This is a genomic window from Staphylococcus sp. Z5-21, from assembly GCF_056529615.1.
On record NZ_CP096462.1, the window covers coordinates 219,943 to 246,180 of the forward strand.

Below are 26,238 nucleotides of genomic sequence, written 5' to 3' on the forward strand. Positions count from 1 at the left end.
TATATTCTCTTATAGTATGATAAAAATTAAAAAATAACGCAAGCTGTAGGCTCTTTTTACGATAAAATATATTGGAAATTGTGTCTTTAATAAAAAATTTTTCTGTAGCTAATATGATTTAGTAACTGAAATTAAAAATATGGGCGTTGGGTTATAAAATTCATCTTGTTCTGAGTACATACGTAAATAAATTTCAGTGTCTAAATGGATATGATCAAATCCTAATGATTTTAAGATATCCATATCTGTTTGAGGTCTGGGTTGGTGATTAATGGGTATATTTTGTTTGATTGCCTCACTTTCAGCCAGCATATCTTTGCCGAGTGTGTGGTGTGCATGTTCAGTATTCAGGGATTTATAGTCAGTAAATGAATCGTTACCATAATTGGCATCAATATTAATCAGTTTACCGTTAGGTTTTATTACACGTAACCATTCTTGATATGCTGCCTTTGTATTAGGAAGTAGCCACGTTACATTGCGAGAAATAACCATATCAAAAGTTTCATCATTGAATTGTAGTGATTCAGCATCCATTACTTGAAAGTGAATATCTTGATGATGACTTTCGGCATTCTGTTTTGCCGATTGGATCATTTCAGGAGAAAGATCTATCCCTGTGACATCGCTACCTAGTTTTCCACATAAAATAGCTAAAAAACCCGCGCCAGTACCAATATCTAAGATTTTCATACCAGGTTGTATCGGGTTTATGTTATTAATTTCTTCTATCCATTTTTGAGCATGCGTACTTTCTAATTCTGCTAGCTTATTTTTACTAAAGGATTCAGCACGTTTATCCCAATAATTAATGATCTTTGATTTTTCCATTTAAATTCACTCCGCTTATTACAATTATTTTGCTGTTTACACTATTATAGAATATTTAAGTATAAAAGTTTGTGATGACTATTTAAAAACACACAAAAAACGACATACATTTAATTATGTATCGAACAACATTTATGCGATATTTTATAAAAAAACAGTCTTTTTCTCTGAAAATACAAAAAAATAAAAACAAATATTTATACGTAAATAATGAATAAAGATACATATTATAAAGTTTGTAAGATTCATTAATTTCATTAAGTTTAAACTTAACACTGTGATTATAGCGATTTATAATCCGAAATTAATTCTCTGTTTTATATAAATATTCATATAATTAATTTCAGAATATTGAATGGAATTTGCATTATTATTTAAAGTTCGTTAGGCTCATGTTTGTGAATTAATATATATTTTTGCTAATGTTTATCTATTTTTAGCGACTTTTACATAGTTATAAAAATAAATACAGGGGTGTTCAATAATGAAGAAAAATAAAGTTATGGATTGGACGACCTTTATAGGATCATCGGTTATTTTACTGATTGCAGTAATTCCTATGATGGTCTTTCCTAAAGCAAGTCAAGAAGTGATTACTAAAATGAACGATGCCGTTTCTAGTGCATTAGGTTCAGTTTATTTGCTTATCGGACTCGCTATTTTAATATTTGTTTTATACATAGCCTTTGGTAAGTACGGTAATGTAACTTTAGGTAAAGCGACAGATAAGCCCGAGTTTAATAATTTTAGTTGGGCTGCCATGCTGTTTTGTGCCGGTATTGCGTCTGATATTTTATATTGGGGTATTATCGAGTGGGCATTCTATTATCAAAATCCGCCACATGGTGGTAAAGGTATGACAGATAGTGCGCTTAATTATGCAACGATGTATGGTATGTTCCATTGGGGACCAATTGCATGGGCGACCTTTGTACTACCAGCGCTGTGTATTGGTTACTTATTATTCGTGAAGAAGAAACCTATTTATAAAGTAAGCCAAACGTTACGTCCAATATTAAAAGGGCAAACAGATGGTCTTGTAGGTAAGATTGTCGATATTATATTCATTTTTGGATTATTAGGTGGTGCAGCTACATCATTAGCACTTGGTGTACCAATGATTACAGCAGGGATAGAGCGCTTGACTGGTATCGATGGTGATAACATGTTAATGCGTGGTGCGATACTGTTTTTAGTAACTGCTATCTTTGCTTATAGTTCATATTCTGGATTGAAAAAAGGTATAAAAGTATTAAGTGATTGGAACGTTATTTTGTCATTTGTATTACTTGGATTTGTGTTAATTGTTGGACCAACGGTATTTATTATGGAAACGACAATTACAAGTATGGGTAATATGATTAAGAACTTTTTCGAAATGGCTACTTGGCTAGAACCATTTGGCGGTATTGGTGGCCGTAAAGAAACGAACTTCCCACAACAGTGGACAATATTCTATTGGTCATGGTGGATTGTTTATGCACCATTTATTGGATTGTTTATCGCACGTATTTCCAAAGGTCGTACGTTAAAAGAAGTAGTTTTAGGTACAATTATCTATGGTACATTAGGATGTATGTTGTTCTTCGGTATTTTTGGTAACTATGCTGTGTTTTTACAAATTAGTGGACAATTTGATGTGATCCAAAATCTGAATACACATGGTACGGAAGCTACAATCATAGAGGTATTGCATCAATTACCGTTCCATAATATTATCATTGTATTATTTATGCTTTCGGCATTGCTGTTCTTAGCGACAACATTTGATTCTGGATCATATATCTTAGCAGCAGCATCTCAGAAAAAAGTAATTGGTGAACCATTAAAAGTAAACCGTCTTTATTGGGCGTTTGCGTTATGTTTATTACCATTTGCGCTTATGTTAGTCGGTGGCGAGAGAGCGTTAGAAGTACTGAAAACAGCAGCCTTATTGGCGAGTGTGCCAGTACTTGTAGTCTTTGTTATGATGATGGTCGCATTTATGCGGACACTTAATGAGGACCGACTTAAACTAGAAAGTCGGGCAGACAAGTATAGAGAGGTCGAGCGACGTTCATTGCGTATCACACAAGTTAGAGAACAAAAAGAAGATGATAATTTGTAATTTTAAATAAAAGCTGAGACAAGTACGATGTCTCAGCTTTTTTATGCTTTAACTTAAGGTTGAATTGTCATGCTTATTTGTTAAATAAAAAAGCGACCGTTTGAAATTTAACTTCACACGGACGCTTTTTGAAATTCTGTTGATTTTGGGCTAACTATCTTACACATATTTAATCTTCTTTGTAATTATTTTCAGGTATTGGGAAGTATTTAAATATTTCTCCGCTTTCCAATGCATCACTTAAATGATCTAACCATTCGTAATAAGGTAACGTGTCGATGAGTTGCTGTTTCGTTTCGTTTGCCTCAGTTTTAATAGCGGCATCTGTACTTTCGTCATTAATAATTTTGTTTAGTATCGCAACGGCATCATGGACAGCTTCGGCATTAATTACGATTTCCCGACGCCATTTGCGTGTAAAGAAATTGCTAAAGAAGTTAAAGAAATCTTTTTCTGCAATAAAATGTTGTTTTCTACTACCGCGTGTAAATTGTTGCTTAACGATATCAAATTCTTGGAGTCTTTTGACCCCAGCACTCATGCTTGGTTTACTCATTTGTAATTGTTCACGCATCTCATCGAGTGTCATGCTATCTTCGAAGAGCATAGTACCAAATAAATTACCAACACTTCTGTTGATACCATATAAATCCATTGTTTCACCAATCGCATTGATAACAATATCTTTTGCTTCGTCTAATTGATGTTCAGGGTTGTTTGAATGTGCCATGTAGTACACCTCCGACCAAATATTTTATTGTGAATTCAAATTATAGCAGGTTAACGAACAGAATTTAAGTAGCGCTTTGTTTCTGAAGTTATGAGCCAATTGAAATTTGAACTGGTTTGACACGCTTTCGTTTACTATGCTAACATAAACTCTATAAAATTCGTTAAATAAAAATTTAACAAACTTAACGGAGGTAATTTTAATGGAACTTGTAAATCAATTGTCTCGTCGTCAATACATTGATGGTGAGTGGGTAGATAGCTCGAATCAAGCAACAAGAAAAATTATTAATCCATTTAACCAAGAAGTCATATTTGAAGTAGCAGAAGGTACTGATGAGGATAGTGAACGTGCGATATTAGCTGCACGTCGTGCTTTTGAAAAAGGTGAATGGTCATTAGAAACAAGTGAAAATAGAGGCAAAAAAGTACGTGCTATTGCCGATTTAATTGTGACACATCGTGAAGAATTAGCGAGACTTGAAACATTAGATACAGGTAAAACATTAGAAGAATCTTACGCAGATATGGATGATATTGCGAACGTATTTAACTATTTTGCAGGTTTGGCAGATAAAGATGGTGGAGAATTGATAGATTCTCCAATCCCAAATACAGAAAGCAAAGTAATAAAAGAACCGATTGGAGTTGTAACTCAAATTACGCCATGGAATTATCCTTTACTGCAAGCTTCATGGAAACTTGCACCTGCATTGGCAACAGGTTGTTCGCTTGTTATGAAACCAAGTGAAATCACGCCGTTAACAACAATTCGTGTATTTGAATTAATGGAAGAAGTTGGCTTCCCTAAAGGTGTGATTAATTTAGTATTAGGAAAAGGATCTGAAGTTGGTGAACCGTTATCTGCACATAAAGAAGTGGATTTAGTGTCATTTACTGGTGGCATAAAAACTGGTAAACACATTATGAAACAAGCAGCAGATCATGTTACAGATGTAGCGTTAGAACTTGGCGGTAAAAACCCAAATGTCATTTTTGACGATGCCGATTTTGACTTAGCAGTAGATCAAGCATTAAATGGCGGATTCTTCCATGCAGGTCAAGTATGCTCTGCTGGCGCAAGAATTATCGTGCATAACGATATTAAAGAAAAATTCGAAGCAGCCCTTATTGAAAGAGTTAAAAATATTAAATTAGGTAATGGTTTTGACTCAGAAACGGAAATGGGACCTGTGATTTCAGCTGAACATAGAGAAAAAATTGAAAATTATATGGAAATTGCAAAAGCTGAAAATGCAACGATTGCTATTGGTGGTAAACGTCCTGAACGTGAAGACCTACAAGATGGGTTCTTCTTTGAACCAACTGTAATTACAAACTGTGATACTTCTATGAGAATTGTTCAAGAGGAAGTATTTGGACCAGTTGTAACAATTGAAGGTTTTTCAACTGAAGCAGAAGCCATAGAACTTGCGAACGATTCCATTTACGGTCTGGCTGGCGGTGTCTTTACACAAGATATAGGCAAAGCTGAACGCGTCGTTAATAAATTGAAGATGGGAACAGTTTGGATTAATGATTTCCATCCATACTTTGCTCAAGCACCTTGGGGCGGCTATAAACAATCCGGTATTGGTAGAGAGCTTGGTAAAGAAGGTCTAGCTGAATATCAAGTAGAGAAACATATATTACGTAATACAAACCCAGAACCAGTTAATTGGTTTGGTAAAGCATAATATAGATTTTTAAATAAGAGAATGAACGTATATAAATTAGAGGAGGCAGTATCACAATGAAGCAATCATACGATTATATCATTATAGGTGGTGGAAGTGCTGGGTCAGTACTTGGTAGCCGTATAAGTGAAGATGTATCGAATAACGTACTTGTATTGGAAGCTGGACGTAGTGATTATCCATGGGACTTATTAATACAGATGCCTGCAGCATTAATGTATCCAGCTGGAAATAAATTATACGATTGGATTTATGAAACGACACCTGAGCCACATATGGATGGACGTAAAGTCGGTCATGCACGTGGTAAAGTTCTAGGTGGTTCAAGTTCGATTAACGGTATGATTTATCAAAGAGGTAACCCAATGGACTATGAAAAATGGGCGAAGCCTGAAGGCATGGATTCATGGGATTACGCACATTGTTTACCGTATTTTAAACGCTTAGAAAAAACATTCGGTGCAACAAAAGATGATCAATTCCGTGGACATCACGGACCAATTAAACTAAGAAGAGGTCCAGCTGATAATCCGTTATTCCAGGCTTTCTTCGATGCAGGTGTTGAAGCAGGTTATAATAAAACACCAGATGTAAATGGATTCCGTCAAGAAGGATTTGGACCATTTGATAGTCAAGTACATAATGGTCGTCGTGTTTCTGCATCTAGAGCATATTTACATCCAGCGATGAAACGTAAGAATTTAGAAGTGCAAACACGTGCATTTGTGACGAAATTAAATTTTGAAGGTAACAAAGTAACGGGTGTTACATTTAAGAAAAATGGTAGAGAACATACAGTAAATGCGAAAGAGGTTATCCTATCAGGTGGTGCAATTAACTCCCCGCAATTACTACAATTATCAGGTATCGGTGATTCAGAACATTTACGTTCATTAGGTATTGAACCACGTATTCACTTACCAGGTGTTGGTGAAAATTTTGAAGACCATTTAGAAGTTTATGTGCAACATGCATGTAAAGAACCTGTTTCAATGCAACCAAGTTTAAATAAATTAAAAATGCCATTCATAGGATTACAATGGATTTTCGGACGTAAAGGTGCTGCAGCATCAAACCATTTCGAAGGTGGTGGCTTTGTACGTTCAAATGAAGATGTAGATTATCCAAACTTAATGTTCCACTTCTTACCAATTGCGGTAAGATACGATGGTACGAAAGCGCCAGCTGCACATGGTTATCAAGTGCATGTAGGACCAATGTACTCAAATTCTCGTGGACATTTAAAAATCAAATCAAAAGATCCATTTGTTAAGCCAGATTTTGTGTTTAACTACTTATCTACAGAAGAAGATAAACGTGAATGGGTGGAAGCAATTAAAGTAGCTAGAAATATCTTAGGCCAAAAAGCATTAGACCCTTATAATGGAGGAGAAATCTCTCCTGGACCTGAAGTGCAAACAGATGAAGAAATTATTGAATGGGTAAAACGCGATGGTGAAACAGCATTGCATCCATCTTGTAGCTGTAGAATGGGACCAGCTTCAGATGAAATGTCAGTCGTAGATCCAGAAACGTTCAAAGTACATGGCATGGAAAATCTACGTGTTGTAGACGCATCTGTTATGCCACGTACAACAAATGGTAACATTCATTCACCTGTATTAATGATGGCTGAGAAAGCATCAGACATCATTCGTGGTAAAAAACCATTAGATCCAGAATATATTGATTTCTATCGTCATGGTGTACATGATAAAGATGCGGGTACTATAAAGTAATGTTTGATTATGATATTTTAAAATAAATGAAATAGATATAGAGGTAAGGCATGTATTTGTTATTATCTCTGACTGCCGACAAAGGCTTAGACTTTGTTGGCAGTTTTTTTGTGCACGTCCGACTAACATTGCCTTTTTTGATACTTAAAGCTTTTACGAGTTCATTTTCGACAGACGCACGCATAACGCGCTGTTACGTAATATGAGAGATATTATTTATCGGGGAGACTTGGTTAAATCTATGGTGGTTGAATGAATGACTTTTATACACCACAAATATTACAAGAAAGTATCATTTAATTTTGTTATAACGAGTAAAATAAACCATAAACAAAGTAGGGATACCCAATGGAATTGAGAACACTTAGATATTTTTGTACAGTTGCTGAAGAACATGCGATTTCAAAAGCGGCAACGGTACTAAACATTACGCAACCTACATTAAGTAGACAAATGCATGACTTAGAATTAGAACTAGGGGTAGAGCTCTTTTATCGAGAAAATAAAGGTATTATGCTTACAGAAGAAGGCATATTTTTAAAAAATAGAGCAGAAGAGATATTGTCATTAACGAATCAGACGCAACAAGAATTTGAAAATAAAAAACAACAAGCGTTGAGTGGACATATTACGATAGGATGTGTAGAAGCGGATAATTCTGACACGCTTGCCATGATATTAGAAGAGATGGTGAGAGAACATCCTTTAATCACTTTTCATATCGTAAGTGGTATAGGCAGTGAAATCAGTGAGCGTCTTGATAATGGATTATTGGATATTGCGATTTTAATAGAACCCATTGCAATGGAAAAATATGAGCAAGTACCTTTACCGAGACCAGAGCGTTGGGGTTTGCTTGTTTCTGAAGATTCTCCATTTAGAGGGCAATCCTCAATGCATCCTGGAGATTTGAAAAAACAAAATTATTAATGTCTAGAAGACCAGAAAATCAAAAAATGATTTCAGAATGGAGTCAAATAGCAGTCAATGACTTGCAAGTGATTGGAACGTATAACTTAATATTTAATATTTTTTCATTGGTAAGAAATAATGTCGGTTCAGCTGTTGTGATTGAAGGTGTAACATCGAATAGAAATTTAGATAATTTAGCTTTTATTCCATTTAAACCAGAACTTTACACACATTGTGTTTTAGTATGGAAGAAAAGTAGAATACAAACACCCGAAAGTGTTAGAATTTAAATATAAAGAGGACCAATCCATACTAAGGATTAGTCCTCTTTTTTGAGATTGGGGATTTATGACCCAGACGCTTTATTTTCAGAATGAGTATTTTTGTTACTAATTATTTCTAATTTAATAGGCTAGTTGTTATTTTTAGTAATTAAATCGGAAATTGCTTTAGACGCTTGTCCATTTTCTAATGAACAAAAGTCATCATAAAACTGATTGATTTTGTCCTTGTAATCTATTGAAACTTGATCTAGATTTTTTAGATCTTCTGTTAATTGGTATGGATCTTGGTGAATAGGTCCAGGTAAATCATTGTGATAGTCTAAATAGAATCCGCGTAAATCTTGACCGTATTTATCTAAATCATAAGCAAAGAAGAATTGAGGACGTTTCAATACACCGTAATCAAACATGACGGATGAATAGTCTGTGATAAGGCAATCTGAAATTAAATATAATTCAGAGATATCACTGTAGTTTGAAACATCAATGGCAAAATCTTCATAACCACGTAAATCTAAGGCATTAGAAATGAGATAATGCATTCTCAATAGTACAACATAGTCATCGCCAAGTTGTGCTTGTAAATTATCTAAATCAATTTGTAGATTAAATAAATATTTACCTTTTTTCACAAATTCATCATCTCTCCAAGTTGGTGCATACATGATGACTTTTTTATCTGCAGGTAAGTTTAAATTTTCTTTAATTTCTTGGATATATGATTTGTCATTTGCATGGTTAACTAATACATCATTTCTAGGATAACCAATTTCAAGTAGTTGTTCAGGTTTCATCCAAAATGCAGTCTCGAAAATTTTAGAAGAATATCTATTTGGTGACACTAAATAATCCCAACGGCTTGTTTCTTCTCTGAAATTACGTTTATAGTTATCCGTTGTAGTTCCTGGCATACGAATGACTTTCATATCATTTGCTAATCGTTTTAATGGTGTGCCGTGCCAATTTTGTATATAAACTTGGTTTGGTTTTTTATTCAGATAAAGCGGTAATCTCGCGTTAGACACCCAGTATTTAGCTTTTGAATATGCTTCATAGTAAGCTTTAGAGCCTTTTTTAACTTTTTTAGCTGAGCCAGGAATTTGTACTTTAGAAGGGTTTTTAAAGACCCATATAAATTCATAATTCGGATGGCGTTTCATCATATATTCGTAAATATATTTCGGGCTATCACTGTAATTTTTACCAGCAAATGCTTCAAATACAATCGTATTTGGACTCACTTTATCTTCACTATCTGTTAATTGGTATAATGCACGATTTTTATTTTTTCTACGTAACAAGATACTTTTTACTAAACGTGCTTTTTTTCTAAGTTTATTTATTTTAAAAGCGGATTTACGTTTATTCACCATGAGCATCAATGACTCTAATATAAAGAGTGGTTTCTCATTTTTGAAAAGCGTCGGAATTAATTCTCTTGTCACTTTTGGAAGCAATTCACTGTTATGTTTATAACGCTCAGGGGTTTTTCTTGATGATGGTTCGAATGAATGTTTGTAAATATTTTTCATTTTATTTTTTATGAAAACTTTATTTTCTTTTAAAGGCGCACGTTGAACAGAATCAGAGAAACTATATACATAATCGTTGAACGTAATGCCAAAATCTTGTTTAGACAGTGCTGGTTTCACAAACGGGTCATAGATTTCCCCTTTAATATAGAAAGGAAAGCGACTGACACGCACGAATCCATTGGCATATTTAATAAATTCTAAAATAAAGGACCAATCTACAAAGACGTTCAAGTCTTCATTAAATTGTAAGTTATGGCCACGTGCAATTGCAGTTTTGAAAACAATATTACATGCAGTTTGCTTTCTTAAAAATTGATTAGAATGTGTTTTAGTATTTAAATATTGAGTACGCACTAAATTTTGGTCAACGTATTGAGGTATATCCAACGTGAACCCATGGATAGGCGCAATTAACGCATCGAATTGATTTAGTTTCTTCATATAAAATGATAATGCATAGGATGCCAAATAATCATCAGAATCAATAAAGATAAAGTAAGGAGATTCAACTTCTTTCAAGCCCATGTTTCTAGCATGCGCATGTCCTGTATTTTCTGGTAAATCAATTGCTTTAATTGGAATATCCCAATCTTTAAGTATTTGTGTTGCAAGTGGTTTCGATTGATCTGTTGAACCGTCATTTACTAAGATGAGTTCAAAATCTTGGAATCTTTGTTTTTTAAGGCTTATTAAACATCTTTCGATATAATCTTCTGAATTGTAATAAGTCACTATGACTGATATAGACTTCATTGTGTTCCCTCTTTTTACTTAAATTTTCTCACTATCTTCTATATAAGGTAAAATATTAACAAACTTTGTTTTATCTTTTCAACTTTGAAATCAAATTTTTTTGATTATTATGTGCATAAAACGTACGAATAATAATATATTATTATTTATAAGCATATATTATTTCTAAAGCATATATTGTAGCATGGTTATGTAGTATAAAGAAAAGCAAAAGACTTCAACTTATAGGTAAAATACATTATTTACTTTTATTATATTAAAGCATAGTTAGTAGTTTTGGAAATGTATATAAAAATATTAAAGACAGGGGATGATTATCATGACAATAAGATGTGCTAAAGATAATGAATTGAAACTCATTAACAAAGTTATACCAAAGTTATTCAAAGAAGCGATGATGGTGAATTTTGATTTATCAGATGCGTCATTGCGGGATATGTCAAATCAATTGCTATTGCAAGGTGCAAAATATTATGTGTTGATTGAAGAAAACATATGCAAAGGGTTTGTGCTTATTGATAAAAAAACAGATTACCTTGAACAACAAGATTATGGTTTTATCTATGAGTTATATGTCTTTGAAGGTTATAGAAGACAGGGTGTTGCTAAAAAGTTAATATATTTTGTTAATGACTTTTTTAAAAGCCAGCATATTGGTGAAGTTAGGTTAAATGTAAATGTACAGAATAAAGCTAGATTATTATATGAAAAAGTTGGTTTTCAAGAGAGAAATATTACAATGTCTATGAAAGTAGTAGAATAATTTTTTTAAATATTTGCTATTTTTAAAAACTTTATTTTTCTTTTAATAGCAAGGGTTTTAGACATTATTAGTAATAAAGGTAAATTTAATAATCAAAAATATTTTTGACAGCGTTTTCATTTAGCGTTAAGTTTTTCTATATTTACCAATGTTGTAAACAAGTGGGGGAAATTAAAAAATGAAAAACTATCGTTATTTTATCATTACGATGATTATTATTATGACAATGATCAACTATGTCGATCGTGGCGCTATTTCCTATGCTCAAGAAGATATTATTAACGAATTTGGTTTCGATAATATCGCTTGGGGATCAATATTAGGTTATTTTGAATATGGTTATATGCTTGGTTCATTGTTTGGAGGGGTTACAGCAGATAAAAAGGGGCCAAAATTTGTTTGGTTAATTGCTGGTACACTTTGGTCATTATTTGAAATAGGTATGGCATTTGCTGGTGAGATAGGCATGGCTTTATTTGGCGGTTCTGCATTAGCTGGGTTTGGCTTATTAAGAGTACTATTTGGTGTATCTGAAGGTCCAATATTTTCGACAATCAGTAAGACCAATGCAAACTGGGCAGCACCGAGAGAACGCGGTTTATTATCAGCTTTAGGTTTAATTGGTGTACCACTGGGTGCGATAATCACAGCACCGATTGTTTCTGGTTTCTTAGTTATTTCAACTTGGCGCGTGCTTTTTGTAATTTTAGGTTTATTAGGTCTCGTATGGATTATTATTTGGTATAAAGTATTTACCGATTATCCTGAAGATAATAAACATGTTTCTCAGGAAGAAATTGAAAGTATTCGATCCACAGAAGAAACGGTTCATGGTGAAAAAACAGTTGAAACTGAGCACAATGCACATGAAAAATGGTATCACTTTTTCAAAAGTCCGACACTTATCTTTAATATGGTTGGTTATTTTGGTTTTCAATACATAAACTTTTTGATTTTAACTTGGACACCAAAGTATTTACAAGACGAGTATCATTTTGAGATTCACTCATTGTGGTATCTTGGTATGATTCCCTGGATAGGTGCTTGTTTTACAGCATATTTCGGTGGAAGATTATCAGATTGGTTACGTGTGAAAACAGGCAGTCTAAGAATTGCACGATCAGGTTTAGCGATATTTGGAATGACTTTGGCAGCGATTTGTTTTTTAATTATCCCAACAACCAATCAAATTGGCTGGATAATGTTCCTAATGATGCTAGGTAATGCCTGTATATTCTTGCCAAATGCTGTTTATTGGTCTGTCATTATTGATACAGCACCGAAGAAAACTGGGACGTATGGCGGTATTACACATTTCTTTGTTAACTCTGCAACGATTATAGCGCCAACGTTAACAGGTATACTTGTAACATCATATGGATATTCATCAATGTTTATATCTGCAGTAGTAGCGGCAGTCATCGGTATTATTGCGATGTGCTTTGTTAAACCAGGTATTAAAAAAATGAAACCAACTTCATAAATCAAATTTATGTAAGTTACATGGATATATTCCGAATGCTTTAAAGAAGTATTACTTATAAAATAAAGCTACGAGTATAAATGACCATCATTTTAATATGAGGTTCATTTATACTCGCTTTTTTTTGTTTTTACTCAAAGTAAATAGTGTGGGGCGTTTGAGGTAAAATATTTTTTGTTCCTAATTATAAACAAATGATTTGTAATTATAGTTAAATTGAGTATAATTTGATTTTGTAAAAAATGATTAAGGAGAAATAACAAATGATAAATAATAATTTTGAAGAAATTTTAATGAATAGAAAGTCTGTAAAAGTATTTGATGAACAAGTGAAAATACCGAAAGCAGAAATGGACGAAATGATTAAAAAAGCAACGACAGCACCATCATCAGTTAATATGCAACCGTGGAGATTCTTAGTAGTCGAAAGTGATGAAGGTAAAGACACATTACGTCCGCTCATTCGTTTTAACACACGTCAAAATGATTCATCAGCGGCTATGGTCGTTATTTTTGGTGATATGAAGAGTCAAACAAATGCCGAAGAAATTTATGGTAATGCAGTTAAACATGATTTAATGCCGGAAGAAGTAAAACAAGAAATGTTAGAAAAAGTCATACCATTATATGATAATGCAACAAAAGAACAAATGAATGACATTGTGAAGATTGATAGTAGTTTAGCCGCAATGCAATTTATGCTTGTTGCGAAAGCCCATGGATATGATACAAATCCAATTGGCGGATTTGAAAGTGATCAAATCGCAGATGCATTTGGTATAGATTCAGAACGCTATGTACCCGTAGTAATTGTTGCGATTGGTAAAGCTAAAAATCCAGCCCATGGTTCTTATAGATTACCAACAGAAACAGTGACTAAATACGTTTAATATATAGTGAAAGACATTTTTTAATATTGAAAAATGTCTTTTTTATTTCTTTATAAAAAATAGTATTCGATTTTACAACTCTATTGATATATTGACTTATCAAATTTAAAATAAAATTTAATGAGTATTGATAGGGGTTATGAAATATGTGGAAATATGGGATTATTTTGTGTTTTTTGTTTTCGTGTTTTTTAATTTTATGTGTAGGTTGTTTAAATGAAAAAGATAAATTAACGCAAACGTTATCTTTTTATGCAGTAGGCGATAATTTAATCCATCCAGTCGTTTATCAGGATGCTTTGCAAGATAATGGACAGTTCAATTTTGAGTCAATGTATGACAATTTAAAAGATGAAGTTCAATCAACAGATGTATCATACATCAATCAAGAGTCGCCACTTGGTGGTGATGAACGCGGTTTGTCAGTATTTAAACAATTTAATACGCCAGAGGCAATCGCACAAAACATAGTACATACTGGATTTAATGTGGTTAATGGAGCTAATAATCATGCTTTAGATTAAGGAACTGCTAGTTTAGAAAATGAAATCCGCGTTTGGAAGCAATTTAAGTCCGTGTTTTATTTCGGAACGTTTGATTCGCCAAAGCAACATGATACGATTCCTGTAATTGAGAAAAATGGAATTAAAATGGCAATGCTGAGTTATACATATGGAACAAATGATATTCCTAGAGAAAAACCATATCAAATCAATTATTTTGATAAGGCACAAATCAAAAAAGATATCGCAAGCGCAAAAGAAAAAAGTGATGCAGTTATCGTCTCCGCACATTGGGGTAATGAAGGTAAGACTAAACCCAATGAGACGCAACAACAGTATTCCAAAGTGTTTGCTGATGCGGGTGCAGATGTCGTATTAGGCACACATCCACATGTGATACAGCCAGTTAAATGGGTGAAAGGGAAAGATAATCATAAAACACTCGTTGCTTATTCCCTGGGAAATTTTCTAAATGGACAAGCTACAGGAACTGAAAAGAATATATTAGGTGGTAACATACGTTTTAATTTAGAAAAAAATCCTAAAGGCGTACAAATCAAAAATGTTAAATGGAAATCATTGGTGACACATTATGAAAATGGGGAACCTTATTTAAAGGCAACTCTTCAAAATTTTAAAATGTATAAATTAGATGATTATAAAGATGAGCAGGCACAATATCATCCTTTAAATGATAAAAAAGGCATGCAAGTATCACGTCAGAGACTTGTAGATATTACGAAAGATGTAATTGATAAACAATATCTGGATGAAAAGAGTTACTAGTATGTTGCGTAAATAAATATATAAAAGTGCAAAAGCGCCCTCTCGTTACTACACAGTATTGAAGTGTAACAACGAAAGGGCGATTTTTAACACGTTATTGTTCAACTTTTTTTGCTAAATCTGTAATGTATTTAAAGAAGGCATCGTGTTCCACATCATCGACGACTGAAATTGTTCTGCCACGTACATCATCTATATACGTTTGCCCCTGACTAGGCCCTTCTGTATAAACACTAGCATTGACCGAATGTTGCTGTACCAATTCAGGTTTACCTACATATGCAGTTGTTAGTACATCCCATAAGAAATAAGTAGAATTCGTTTGGAAATGTGTTAATGGAGGTACAGCAGCATAACTGACTCCTAAGAAATCAACACCTGGATAATGTCGTTCGTTTGCCCAAGTTTGTCTAATATCCCATGTCAGTGGTACACGATTTGTACTTTCTAATGCGACTATGTCTATTTTTATATTTGTATCAAAGACGGTTTTAACAGATTCTGGATCCCAAAAAGCATTCCATTCTGCAGTACCATCGTGTTCAGGTTCTTCGACATTTCCTTTTTCTAAAAATGTACCACCCATCCATACTAAACGTTCAATTTTATTAATAATTGTAGGCTCAACTGTTACGGCTTTAGCTAAGTCCGTTAATGGGCCAGTAAATAATAAAGTCACTGGAGCATGACTCTTTTGTAATTTTTCAATAATATCTTCATAAGCATCGTGTTCAAGTAAATTTGAATGGCTTTGATTAGCTTCGTTTAAAATAGGTAAAGCGTCCATAAAAAATGCATGCATACGCCAATCTTTAGGGAATGGATTTTTTCCGCGTTGTTTCGAAGCGGCGACATGAATCGGTTGCTTGCTAAAGCGATTAATGATTTTTTGAGATGCACTTGCTGCAGGTTCAACATAGCTATCAGCACCAATTGCACTCACACCAATGAGTGATACATCCTCCATTTGTAGTAACAGAAATAGAGAAATTAAATCATCGACGCCACCGTCATGGTTAAAATATATTTGTTTCATAAAATATCCTCCGTTTCATTTTGTAAATCTATTATATCAAAAGTGAATCAGAGTCATATCGTGTTGAGAAAGAAGCGGCGTCTTTAAGATATCATGTTGGAATTTATTGCCTTAAATACTTATATAAATACTAAAAGATTGAAGTGTGTGTTTACGATACGGCATTAGATGAATGTCTATAATTAAAATGGCATTTAATAAATTCGCGAAATCATTTTAAAATTTATTGATTTTGAAAATTAAAAAATAATAAATTATAACTTATAAGTGTTTATAAGTTAATACATAGGTTATGTTATATAAATAGAAACAATTTAAGGGGTGTTTTTATTTGTGAAATTTAAAAAAGAGAAAGTTAACAGAGTAGATTCTGATCAAGCCAAAAAAGGTGTTGTAGCCACAGGGATTGGTAATGCAATAGAATGGTTTGATTTTGGTTTATATGCACAATTAGCTGTGATATTAAGTGCAAATTTCTTTGGGAATTTACCTCAAGAGATGCAAATTGTTTCAACATTTGCAGTATTTGCCTTTGCTTTTATAGTGAGACCAATCGGTGGTATATTTTTCAGTCACTTAGGGGACAAATATGGACGGAAAATTGTATTATCGACAACGATATTACTTATGGCAGCATCGACATTGATGCTCGGGCTGTTACCTACACAAGATCAAATTGGTATTTGGGCACCTATATTATTACTTGTTGTTCGTATGATTCAGTCATTTTCAACAGGTGGGGAATACGCAGGTGCAATGACTTATATTGCAGAAACAGCTCCTGATAAGACACGCGGTAAATTAGGCAGTGGATTAGAAATTGGTACACTTGCTGGAAATATTATGGCTGCTATTTTAGCGGGGCTGATGTATTCATTATTAAGTGATCAACAAATGGCTGATTGGGGCTGGAGAATTCCATTCATCCTTGCTGCACCATTAGGTATTATTGGTATTATCTTACGTTCAAGTTTAGATGAAAGCCCAGCTTATGAATCTACATTAGCAGAACAAGAAGAATTAGAATATTCATATTTAGATATTTTCAAATATTATTGGAAAGACGTCGTCGTTTGTTTTACAGGCGTAGCTTTCTTAAATGTTGCCAACTATATGGTACTTTCCTATATGCCATCATTCTTGAATTCAACAATCAACTTAGGTGGAACTATGGGATCCATATTGAGCACCATAACCATGTTAGTTATGATACCAGCAGTATTTTTCTTTGGTTGGTATAGTGATAAAGTTGGTAACAAACGCACCATTATATTTGGTTTAGCAGGATTTAGTTTATTCTCGGTGCTTGCATTTTGGTTAATGAGTATTCCAATGATTCCATTTGTAATACTTGGATTGTTTATCATTGCATTATTTATGTCAACATTTGAAGGTGTTATGCCATCCTTATTACCAAGTATGTTCCATACAAAGGTTAGGTTACGTACATTATCACTTGTTTATAATATTGGTGCTGCGGTATTTGGTGGTTTAACGCCATTTATACTTTCAACTTTAGTAGAAACGACAGGACAACAAATTGCACCATCTTATTACTTGATGTTTATTAATGTCGTTGGACTCATTATCTTCATAACAATGTTTAAATCTACCTCTAACAAATCACTCAGAGGTTCTTATCCAAATGTCGAAACGCAAGAGGATTATGATCATGTAGTGAAAAATCCTAAAGATGCTTTATGGTGGGAAGATGAAGTTAGAAAAGATTAAATATATTTAAGTAGTTGTCATTATCAAAAATGGCAACTACTTTTTATTTTTGAAAAATTTAAGCTCAACCTACTGTGAAGGACTACATTGAGTAATATTATATTTTTATACAAATAATAAATATAATATTTATTATTAAAAAAGATGTATAAATTGTTAGAATTTTAGAATTAGTTAATTAATTATATATATATATTGTGCTATTATAAAAGAAATTAAAACTTAAGGGGAGGTAGAACGATATGTCTAAGACAGTGAAGATTGTTATAGCAGTCGTTATTGGGGTACTACTGATTTGTGGCATTGGGGGAGCAGCAGCGTATTATTTCACAAAGAACACACCTAAAAATACGTATTTACTAAGTGAACAGGAAACAGCAAAGCAAATGAAAGCGTATGGTGAAGACAGGTTTGAAAATGAATTTGAATTTCAAGATAAGATGAAAGATGAGTCGTATTTAATTAATTTAAATGCAAGTGCAGATGTACCAGAAGCACTACTCAAATCATCGGATATACCAAAATCTGTTGCAGATGCTTCGAAGTTAGGATTTAAATTGGGACATGATCCGGATAAAGAGCATTCAGTTATAGCTTTAACACCTACAGTTGCAGATAATGAAATTGGGGAATTTCAATGGGCTGCCGATAAGCAAAATCAATATTATGCAGCTCCAATTTTAGATGATGTTTACAAAGCGAAGAATAATGAACTTGTCGATGTGTATAAAAAAATCACTGGGGAAACATCGAGTGTTGAAGGGACAAATAATGGCATTACAAATGACTCATTAAATTTAAATTCGTTGTTATCTGGTACACAAATATCTCAAGATAAAATTGATGAAATTAGCAAGAAATATAGTGAAGTGATTACAGATAAATTAGACGATGATAATTTTGAAAAAGACGATGTAACAATTAAGGTCAATGGTGAGGATAAAGATGTTAAAAAAGTAACAATGAATGTAAGTAAAGGTGAAACAAAAGCCATTTTAACAGACATTTTAGAAAAAGCTAAAAAAGACAAAGATATTAAAGCGATTGCAGAAGATCAATTTAATGCGAAAGACTATAAAAAACAATTAGATGATATATTAAAAGAAGTAAAAGATACAGATAAAGCAGAATTTCCAAGTGTGAAATCAGTTATATGGGAAGACGATAATCAGATTCTTAAACGTAATTTAACGATGAAAGATGAAGACGGTTCAACAGTGAAATTAAATGGGACAAGTCAAGTTGATGATGATAACTTAATGATTGATTATAAATTAACAACAGATGATGACCAAGAAGTAGCACTGAAAGGTAAGTCGACTAAAAAAGACGATCAGTATAAAGATAACTACAAAGTAACTTTTGATAATGGTTACCGTAAGTCTGATGCAACTTTAACAAATACAGAATCACAAGATGGGGATAAACGTAACGACAAAGGTCAGATTGAAATCAATGCTAACTACGATAAAACAACGATTGATTTCAATAATAAATTAGACACAGACACTAAAAATAATACACAAAAACAAGAACTTTCATTATCAACAGATATCGATAATGAGACGGTCGTGATTAATATTAAAGGTGACACAAAACTTAAAGAAGACATTAAATTTAAAAAAGCAAATGCACAAGATTTAAATACAATGTCTGATAGTGACTTTAGAAAACTACAACGAGAAATATCTAACAACACTGAAGATATTGTAAAAGATATCGCAAAAGATATTAAAGATAAAAAATAAAGATAACTCATTTAAAAAGGTAATATATTAATGGAGAGAGGAGTGGTTAAATGAAAACAATTCAATTGTTTCGCATTTACCACTCTTTTCTATTAAAAAAATGGCATCTTTTTTTCTATTTGATTTTGATGATGTGTGCTTTTTTAACTGCCTTACTAGTCGTTCAGTACGTTAATCAAGATGATGCAAAGTTTAGAATAGGTATTGTTGATCACGATAATTCCGCGGAGACACAGCTCATACTCAATTCAATGGGAAATGGAACACATCTAGGTAAAGATATTCGTATTCAGCGTTACAATCAAAATCAAGCGCAAAAATTATTGAAAGCACAAAAATTAGAGGGATATTATGTTTTTGAAAAAGGTATGACAAAAACATTTTATAAACATGGTAATTTACCTATAGCTGTTAATACATATGATCAAACGTCAACTAAAAGTTTAGTTATTAATCAGTTAACTGATTCAGTTTATAGTCGCCTCATGTTATCGATGGGTGGAGGGTTAACCTACACGACATTATCACCAGAGGCCAATAAGGACGATAAATTACAATTATTGACGGATTTATTATTTACCGGTTTAAATCGGACAGGCGGATTTGATTATCAATCGATACAAATATTTGATACATCGAGCTATTATGTAGTGACAGGTTATTTAGCCTCCATATTTATTTTTGCACTATCACTATTTTCAATTTTAAAAATGAACCAAGCTAAGGCATTAAAATCCAGATTACATATGTACCATTTTTCATTTGAAAAGCTAACATTAATTAGAAGTTTATTTACGCTATTTTATACTGGCGTGTGGACCTTGTTAGGATGCTTATGCATGATACAGATATTGCCCAATACTTTTGAGCCTTATAATTGGCCAACTGTAGTTATTCAATTAGTTTATTATATTCTAATGATTATAGGTTGGTTAACCATTATTGATTTGATCAATTTCCGTTGGTTCAATATCGTACTGAAAATCATGCTTGCACTTATGGTTATTCTATTTTCTGGTCAAATTATACCAACGATATATTTCAAACATTTATTGAATGGCATGTTTAATGTGCAGCCATTTAGTTTTGTCACTAATCAAATGTTAGAGATTATATTAAATAATTATATCTTAGATACACCCATTACTTTCTATATGAGCTTTGTGATAACAGCTATTATATTATTGGTAATCATTGTTTGGAGGTATCGCCGATGATACAGTCCTTTATATTTATCATTATATTAAAACAGTGGAAGCAATTAGTGATTTTTTTTACTATTTTAACGTGTACGTTGTTATTGATATGGGCAGCTTATTCATCGCTGAATCAATCTTTTAAAATTCCAGTCGCAGTTCAAGATCAGGATCAATCCCAAGCTTCACATACATTAATTCAAAGTATTGAGAAGAACGACTTTGTTAAAGTTGAAAAGTTGGACCAAGAAGCAATATATCTGGATGAAAGTGTTAGCAAGAAAGAAGCGGTTGCAGCGATGCATATCCCTAAAGATTACAGTGATAAATTGAAAAATAATCAATTAAAATTGGCACTTACACTTTATGCAAGAGATGATTTTATTGGTGATATTACATTTGAAATGATTAGTCGTTCATTATATGAACAACAAATTCCGTATATTGTAAAAAAACATTTAGATGATGACGGTCAAGAGACGTCCTTAGAAAAGGTGTCCGATACATTAAATCAACACACGCCCAAATCAGCCATTGTTCACCATGTCGTAAATACCAATTCTGAGACGTCTATATCAATCAGCCTAGTGTTTGGCATTATCTTATTCGTTAGTAGTGTTCAAATCGTGTTGCATCAAAGGCTGAAACAAAATGGTCCGTTAACAAGACTTTTTATATTTCAATACAGTAAGTTGATACTTTTCACAACTTATATTTTGATTCATACACTCATTTTAATGCTTGTACTTGGCATAACAACATTCATATTTCAACAACAACTTTCATTTACGTTCTTTGCGAAATCATTAGTGATTATTATTGTGTATGAACTAGGGGTTTCATGGTTACTTTTCAAAATAAATACACTCAGTCATAGGCTCTTTATGGCAGTCATATTTGCCTTATTGATGGCGGTGTTATATATCTTTATACAATTATAGGAGTGATAAGATGATAGAATTAAAAAATTTAAGCAAGCACTATCGTAAAAAATGCATCTTTGAGTCCCTAGATATGACATTTGAAAATTTGCAATTAACCGTTTTATTAGGTGAAAACGGCGCTGGTAAATCCACATTATTAAGAATGATTGCCGGTTTAGAACAATTGACTAAAGGTGAAATACGTTATTTTGGAGAACAACTGTCAAAAAAGCAAAGACAAGATAAAATCGGTTATGTACCACAGGATATTGCACTATTTGAACATATGACAGTTAATGAAAATATTCGATGTTTTAAGGCGCTATGCAAAGCACCGTTATCCAATGTATTGATAGACGAGTATGCACGTCAACTCAATTTAAATGAGAGAACCATGACAATTTCTAATTTGTCTGGTGGTACGAAACGAAAGGTAAATGTTCTAATCGGTTTATTAAGTAATCCGCAAATATTAATTTTAGATGAACCTACAGTAGGTATAGATTTAAAATCCAGATTTGATATTCATAACCTTTTGAATACAATGAAGAGGGAACGACTCATTATATTAACGACACACCACTTAGATGAAGTTGAAGCATTAGCGGATCAAATTAAAGTAATTGGTAATGATCCATTCTATAGGGAACTTCTTGAAGATAAGCATTGGCCATTCGAAGTATATAATAATAAATAGAGACGATGAACCACATCCATTCATGGAGAACTCCGTGATGATGGATGTGGTTTTAATTATTTTGTATATAATGAGGTGAAAAAGAAGAAACATAAATTAATACAATAATAACAACGTTGTTATTTTGTGATAAATAATTTATAATGAGTAATTGTGAATTCGCTTTCATTATTTTTAAGGGATTGGGGGAACACGAATTTGTCATTTTTAGGGGAACATTTGCCGCTCATATCGTTTTTTATTGGTGAAGGAGTATTACTATTTTTAAACATTAAATTGAAGATTAATAGTATCCTATCGCTGATATTCGCAGCGGTGCTTGTAGTATTTATGAATGGCATGAAGCCGTTAGCAATTTTAGATACAATTAAGGAAGGATTAGGATCTACATTAGGGAGTCTCGCATTAATTATTGGGTTTGGTGCAGTGCTTGGTAAATTAATGTTAGATTCTGGCGCAGCACAACGTATCGCTTCAACACTTATAGAAAGATTTGGTGCTAAATATGTTCAATGGGCTTTAATCATCATCGGTGCTGTATTTGGTATTTCTGTATTTTATGAAGTAGCATTTATGATTTTAGCACCGTTAGTCATCAGTATTGCTGTTGAAGCTAAGACACCATTTATGAAATTGGCGATTACAATGGTTGCAGCGACAACTTTATCACACAATATTTTCCCGCCACAAGCAGGGCCCACAGCACTCGTAGATGCTTACAAAGCGGATATGGGAATAGTTTATATTTTGGGGATGATCGTCTTTATTCCTAGTGTGATTATTGCGGGTATTATATTGCCGAGATTCATGAAGCGCATAGATTATCCTATACCACCATTATTACAAAAAAGAAAAAATTTTACAGACAGTGAAATGCCTAGTTTTGGTTTGAGTTTATTTGTACCATTAATACCAGCTATTCTAATTTCAATATCAACCATACTCAGTTTATTTATTACCGAAGACACGATATTACATGAAATCGTATCATTTATTGGAAGTGTGGAAATCAGTCTTATCATTGCTATTATTACTGCGATTGTTATGTTTGGACTTAGAAAAGGTAAAGATATGGATACAATGATGAAATCATTTGAAACAGGTCTAAAAGGTGTTGCAACTATTATATTCATTGTCGGAGCGGGTGGCGCTTTTAAGGAAATCATTTTAGAAGCACATGTTGGAGATTATATTGCAGATATCATGAAAGGTAACAATATCTCTCCACTTATTATGGCTTGGTTAATTACAGCGCTGATCCGTATTGCGACGGGTCAAGGTGTTGTTTCAGCAATTACTGCTGCAGGTATCGTTGGTCCGTTGATACCCACTTTTGATGTCAGCCCTGTGCTTATGGTATTAGCTACAGCTGTAGGTAGTAATATCATTACTCATGTTAATGATGCATCATTTTGGTTATTCAAAGAATATTTTAATATTTCTATTAAGGATACATTTAAGACATGGGGTGCGTTGTTATTAACGACATCTGTAACAGGATTAATGGTTGTCTTAATTCTGGATCTATTTATTTAAAATAATAAAGTAAAATAACAATGATTCATATTTGTGTAACATCATAAAAAGCATTATTTGCAAAGTATTTAAAGATATTTTTGTAAATAATGCTTTATTTTAGTATAAATACACAAAACTGTTACAAAAGTTACAAATATTTTTAAATGCATCGATTCAAAGTCTTGTGATTACTGATGTAAAGGTATTTGTAGCATATGTATTATAAATTAGAAGGTTTTGGGTATTATACTTTATGTGAATAAATAAGTAACATGAATAAATCTACTTTCAGCGTATTAATGACACTATCTTGAGTGACTTATGTTGTGCGATGTTTTTATACAGTAATATGCTAATATTATGAATAAAAACACAAAAATATACAATTATTGGTAGTGAAAAGTTGATTTGACTAGAATTGTTATACGAGTATAATAACACCATATACAAGAAGGTGTATAAAAGCCACTTATTCTTGATATGAATATAAAAGAGAAAATATTAGGAGTAATTATGGGACAAAAAGATGAAAGTAGTAAAATTAATTTACCACAGCTCGTATTGCTAGGATTAGGTTCATTAATTGGATCTGGTTGGTTATTTGGCGCATGGGAGGCATCTTCTATTGCAGGACCAGCCGCAATTATTTCTTGGATTATTGGTTTTGTAGTTATAGGTTCAATTGCTTATAACTATATTGAAATAGGAACGATGTTTCCACAATCAGGTGGTATGAGTAATTATGCGCAATATACACATGGTTCGTTACTTGGATTCATTGCTGCCTGGGCAAACTGGGTATCGCTGGTAACTATCATTCCTATTGAAGCAGTATCAGCTGTACAATATATGAGTTCATGGCCTTGGGAATGGGCGAAATTTACGTCTGGTTTAATGGATGGATCTACAATAAGTAACGCAGGTTTATTTGCAGTATTTGTGATTATTATTATCTTCTCATTATTAAACTATTGGTCAGTAAAATTATTGACGTCATTTACAAGTTTAATTTCAGTATTTAAATTAGGTGTGCCTTTATTAACGATTATCATGTTAATTATTTCTGGTTTTGACACTGGGAACTATGGTCATTCAGTTGGAACATTTATGCCTTACGGTTCAGCACCTATATTTGCTGCAACAACAGCATCAGGTATTATTTTTTCATTCAACGCATTCCAGACAATTATTAATATGGGATCTGAAATTCAAAAACCTGAAAAAAACATTGCACGTGGTATAGCTATTTCACTGACTTTAAGTGCAATCCTGTACATAGTACTACAAAGTACATTTATTACGTCAATGCCTACTGAAATGCTGCATGAAAATGGTTGGAGTGGTATTAACTTTAACTCACCATTTGCTGATATGGCTATTCTATTAGGATTAAATTGGTTAGCTATATTACTATATATGGAAGCAGTTGTTTCACCATTTGGTACAGGTGTATCATTTGTAGCTGTTACTGGACGTGTTTTACGCGCTATGGAACAAAATGGTCATATTCCTAAATTTTTAGGGAAAATGAATGAAAAATATATGATTCCTCGTGTAGCCATTATATTTAATGCAATTATAAGTATGGTCATGGTATCGCTATTCCGTGATTGGGGTACTTTAGCAAGTGTAATATCAACAGCTACGTTAGTGGCATATTTAACAGGACCAACGACAGTGATTTCACTACGTAAAATGGCACCTAAAATGCATAGACCGTTTAGAGCAAACTTATTAAAATTTATGGCACCATTTTCATTTGTGATGGCTTCATTAGCGATATATTGGGCGATGTGGCCAACAACAGCCGAAGTTATTTTAATTATTATTCTAGGATTACCAATTTACTTCTTCTATGAATATAAAATGAATTGGAAAAATACCAAAAAACAAATTGGCGGTAGCTTGTGGATTATCTTATATCTTATTGTACTTGCCTTCTTATCATTTATCGGTAGTAAAGAATTTAAAGGTATGAACTGGATTCATTACCCTTATGATTTTATTGTTATTATCATTATTGCATTAATCTTCTACAAAATAGGTACGTCTAGTTACTTTGAAAGTGTTTACTTTAAACGTGCTAAAAAGATTAATAAAGATATGCGTGCGGATTTACGTGAAAAACGTAAATCAGAACACATTAGTGAAGAATAATTTAATTCTGTGAGTAGAAATATATATAGCGTCTGGGACATTGTTAAATCTCCCAGACGCTTTTTTCATATAAATAGCGACATAGTTAATCATTTGAATGATCATGCTTAAATGGAGTGGGAGCCTGAAATCTTTTTGAGACAATTTGATTTCTGCTCCATCTTTTTTATGTATAGAAAATGACTATAATAATGCGACTGTACTTAGACAATAAGCGTAT

Annotated in this window: 19 protein-coding genes and 1 pseudogene; 16 read left to right on the forward strand and 4 right to left on the reverse strand. The window is 32.9% G+C overall.

The annotated features are described in order from the left end of the window. Nucleotides 1–108: 108 nt before the first annotated feature. A complete protein-coding gene (locus M1D64_RS00980) occupies nucleotides 109–831 on the reverse strand; it encodes a class I SAM-dependent methyltransferase (protein WP_002482144.1) in 723 nt (240 codons plus the stop codon). 484 nt (nucleotides 832–1,315) lie between these two features. On the opposite strand from M1D64_RS00980, the gene M1D64_RS00985 reads away from it, so the two are divergent. Further along, nucleotides 1,316–2,938: a BCCT family transporter gene (locus M1D64_RS00985; protein ID WP_069822089.1), complete on the forward strand. Its 1,623-nt coding sequence runs from the start codon at nucleotides 1,316–1,318 to the stop codon at nucleotides 2,936–2,938. A gap of 169 nt (nucleotides 2,939–3,107) precedes the next feature. On the opposite strand, the gene cudC is transcribed toward M1D64_RS00985, so the two are convergent. Beyond that, entirely contained in the window at nucleotides 3,108–3,668 is a 561-nt protein-coding gene (cudC, locus tag M1D64_RS00990; RefSeq protein ID WP_002482146.1) for a choline uptake/conversion transcriptional regulator CudC, read from the reverse strand. A 202-nt stretch (nucleotides 3,669–3,870) separates the two neighbouring features. Between cudC and betB the strand changes: the two genes are divergently transcribed. The 4 genes from betB to M1D64_RS01010 all read left to right on the forward strand — a co-directional run bounded on the left by betB (nucleotide 3,871) and on the right by M1D64_RS01010 (nucleotide 8,305). Continuing rightward, nucleotides 3,871–5,364, forward strand: coding sequence for a betaine-aldehyde dehydrogenase (betB, locus tag M1D64_RS00995; RefSeq protein WP_069822090.1), 1,494 nt, complete (start codon nucleotides 3,871–3,873; stop codon nucleotides 5,362–5,364). A gap of 56 nt (nucleotides 5,365–5,420) precedes the next feature. After that, the gene (gene betA / locus M1D64_RS01000; protein ID WP_041079912.1) at nucleotides 5,421–7,103 is read left to right on the forward strand and encodes a choline dehydrogenase; all 1,683 of its coding nucleotides are present in this window, start codon (nucleotides 5,421–5,423) and stop codon (nucleotides 7,101–7,103) included. Between the two features lie 348 nt (nucleotides 7,104–7,451). Further along, nucleotides 7,452–8,033: a LysR family transcriptional regulator gene (locus M1D64_RS01005; protein WP_228161021.1), complete on the forward strand. Its 582-nt coding sequence runs from the start codon at nucleotides 7,452–7,454 to the stop codon at nucleotides 8,031–8,033. Then, nucleotides 8,033–8,305, forward strand: a complete 273-nt coding sequence (locus M1D64_RS01010) for a type 2 periplasmic-binding domain-containing protein (RefSeq protein ID WP_002482151.1) — start codon at nucleotides 8,033–8,035, stop codon at nucleotides 8,303–8,305. Before M1D64_RS01005 ends, M1D64_RS01010 begins: the two co-directional genes overlap by 1 nt. A 122-nt stretch (nucleotides 8,306–8,427) precedes the next feature. Here the strand turns inward: M1D64_RS01010 and M1D64_RS01015 are convergent, their stop codons facing one another. Then, a complete protein-coding gene (locus tag M1D64_RS01015) occupies nucleotides 8,428–10,587 on the reverse strand; it encodes a bifunctional glycosyltransferase/CDP-glycerol:glycerophosphate glycerophosphotransferase (RefSeq protein ID WP_069838072.1) in 2,160 nt (719 codons plus the stop codon). A 319-nt stretch (nucleotides 10,588–10,906) separates the two neighbouring features. Here M1D64_RS01015 and M1D64_RS01020 point away from each other — a divergent pair, with 319 nt between their 5' ends. The 4 genes and pseudogenes from M1D64_RS01020 (at nucleotide 10,907) to M1D64_RS01035 (ending at nucleotide 15,012) form a co-directional block, all read left to right on the forward strand. Further along, the gene (locus M1D64_RS01020) at nucleotides 10,907–11,350 is read left to right on the forward strand and encodes a GNAT family N-acetyltransferase (protein WP_129531099.1); all 444 of its coding nucleotides are present in this window, start codon (nucleotides 10,907–10,909) and stop codon (nucleotides 11,348–11,350) included. Nucleotides 11,351–11,528: 178 nt separating this feature from the next. After that, nucleotides 11,529–12,833, forward strand: coding sequence for an MFS transporter (locus M1D64_RS01025; RefSeq protein ID WP_480977532.1), 1,305 nt, complete (start codon nucleotides 11,529–11,531; stop codon nucleotides 12,831–12,833). 263 nt (nucleotides 12,834–13,096) lie between these two features. Further along, nucleotides 13,097–13,723: a nitroreductase family protein gene (locus M1D64_RS01030; RefSeq protein ID WP_002482155.1), complete on the forward strand. Its 627-nt coding sequence runs from the start codon at nucleotides 13,097–13,099 to the stop codon at nucleotides 13,721–13,723. A 146-nt stretch (nucleotides 13,724–13,869) separates the two neighbouring features. Then, nucleotides 13,870–15,012 (forward strand): annotated as a pseudogene (locus M1D64_RS01035) (CapA family protein). A gap of 94 nt (nucleotides 15,013–15,106) precedes the next feature. Here M1D64_RS01035 and M1D64_RS01040 read toward each other — a convergent pair. Beyond that, nucleotides 15,107–16,048: a nucleoside hydrolase gene (locus M1D64_RS01040; protein ID WP_069822094.1), complete on the reverse strand. Its 942-nt coding sequence runs from the start codon at nucleotides 16,046–16,048 to the stop codon at nucleotides 15,107–15,109. A 333-nt stretch (nucleotides 16,049–16,381) separates the two neighbouring features. Between M1D64_RS01040 and M1D64_RS01045 the strand changes: the two genes are divergently transcribed. The 7 genes from M1D64_RS01045 (at nucleotide 16,382) to M1D64_RS01075 (ending at nucleotide 26,018) form a co-directional block, all read left to right on the forward strand. After that, nucleotides 16,382–17,779: an MFS transporter gene (locus M1D64_RS01045; RefSeq protein WP_002482159.1), complete on the forward strand. Its 1,398-nt coding sequence runs from the start codon at nucleotides 16,382–16,384 to the stop codon at nucleotides 17,777–17,779. A 242-nt stretch (nucleotides 17,780–18,021) separates the two neighbouring features. Beyond that, nucleotides 18,022–19,527 carry a DUF6583 family protein gene (locus tag M1D64_RS01050; RefSeq protein ID WP_011302204.1) on the forward strand — a complete coding sequence of 502 codons (1,506 nt, stop codon included), beginning with the start codon at nucleotides 18,022–18,024 and terminating at the stop codon, nucleotides 19,525–19,527. Nucleotides 19,528–19,577: 50 nt separating this feature from the next. Beyond that, complete coding sequence (locus M1D64_RS01055) at nucleotides 19,578–20,744, forward strand: ABC transporter permease (protein WP_041079491.1); 1,167 nt, start codon at nucleotides 19,578–19,580, stop codon at nucleotides 20,742–20,744. Then, a complete protein-coding gene (locus tag M1D64_RS01060; RefSeq protein WP_011302206.1) occupies nucleotides 20,741–21,664 on the forward strand; it encodes an ABC transporter permease in 924 nt (307 codons plus the stop codon). The genes M1D64_RS01055 and M1D64_RS01060 overlap by 4 nt, the downstream gene beginning before the upstream one ends. Nucleotides 21,665–21,674: 10 nt before the next feature. Further along, nucleotides 21,675–22,343, forward strand: coding sequence for an ABC transporter ATP-binding protein (locus M1D64_RS01065; RefSeq protein ID WP_037537536.1), 669 nt, complete (start codon nucleotides 21,675–21,677; stop codon nucleotides 22,341–22,343). 198 nt (nucleotides 22,344–22,541) lie between these two features. Then, nucleotides 22,542–23,879 carry a gluconate:H+ symporter gene (locus M1D64_RS01070; RefSeq protein ID WP_115352817.1) on the forward strand — a complete coding sequence of 446 codons (1,338 nt, stop codon included), beginning with the start codon at nucleotides 22,542–22,544 and terminating at the stop codon, nucleotides 23,877–23,879. Between the two features lie 495 nt (nucleotides 23,880–24,374). Then, a complete protein-coding gene (locus M1D64_RS01075) occupies nucleotides 24,375–26,018 on the forward strand; it encodes an APC family permease (RefSeq protein ID WP_048787089.1) in 1,644 nt (547 codons plus the stop codon). Nucleotides 26,019–26,238 lie beyond the last annotated feature (220 nt).

What these genes read in the sequence shown, in the direction of transcription:
- M1D64_RS01055 (WP_041079491.1), top strand. Translation starts at nt 19,578, where the DNA reads ATGAAAACAATTCAATTGTTTCGCATTTACCACTCTTTTCTATTAAAA.
- M1D64_RS01010 (WP_002482151.1), top strand. Translation starts at nt 8,033, where the DNA reads ATGTCTAGAAGACCAGAAAATCAAAAAATGATTTCAGAATGGAGTCAA.
- M1D64_RS01060 (WP_011302206.1), top strand. Translation starts at nt 20,741, where the DNA reads ATGATACAGTCCTTTATATTTATCATTATATTAAAACAGTGGAAGCAA.
- M1D64_RS00980 (WP_002482144.1), bottom strand. Translation starts at nt 831, where the DNA reads ATGGAAAAATCAAAGATCATTAATTATTGGGATAAACGTGCTGAATCC.
- M1D64_RS01050 (WP_011302204.1), top strand. Translation starts at nt 18,022, where the DNA reads ATGTCTAAGACAGTGAAGATTGTTATAGCAGTCGTTATTGGGGTACTA.
- M1D64_RS01065 (WP_037537536.1), top strand. Translation starts at nt 21,675, where the DNA reads ATGATAGAATTAAAAAATTTAAGCAAGCACTATCGTAAAAAATGCATC.
- cudC (WP_002482146.1), bottom strand. Translation starts at nt 3,668, where the DNA reads ATGGCACATTCAAACAACCCTGAACATCAATTAGACGAAGCAAAAGAT.
- M1D64_RS00985 (WP_069822089.1), top strand. Translation starts at nt 1,316, where the DNA reads ATGAAGAAAAATAAAGTTATGGATTGGACGACCTTTATAGGATCATCG.
- betA (WP_041079912.1), top strand. Translation starts at nt 5,421, where the DNA reads ATGAAGCAATCATACGATTATATCATTATAGGTGGTGGAAGTGCTGGG.
- betB (WP_069822090.1), top strand. Translation starts at nt 3,871, where the DNA reads ATGGAACTTGTAAATCAATTGTCTCGTCGTCAATACATTGATGGTGAG.
- M1D64_RS01030 (WP_002482155.1), top strand. Translation starts at nt 13,097, where the DNA reads ATGATAAATAATAATTTTGAAGAAATTTTAATGAATAGAAAGTCTGTA.
- M1D64_RS01040 (WP_069822094.1), bottom strand. Translation starts at nt 16,048, where the DNA reads ATGAAACAAATATATTTTAACCATGACGGTGGCGTCGATGATTTAATT.
- M1D64_RS01075 (WP_048787089.1), top strand. Translation starts at nt 24,375, where the DNA reads ATGGGACAAAAAGATGAAAGTAGTAAAATTAATTTACCACAGCTCGTA.
- M1D64_RS01020 (WP_129531099.1), top strand. Translation starts at nt 10,907, where the DNA reads ATGACAATAAGATGTGCTAAAGATAATGAATTGAAACTCATTAACAAA.
- M1D64_RS01005 (WP_228161021.1), top strand. Translation starts at nt 7,452, where the DNA reads ATGGAATTGAGAACACTTAGATATTTTTGTACAGTTGCTGAAGAACAT.
- M1D64_RS01015 (WP_069838072.1), bottom strand. Translation starts at nt 10,587, where the DNA reads ATGAAGTCTATATCAGTCATAGTGACTTATTACAATTCAGAAGATTAT.
- M1D64_RS01025 (WP_480977532.1), top strand. Translation starts at nt 11,529, where the DNA reads ATGAAAAACTATCGTTATTTTATCATTACGATGATTATTATTATGACA.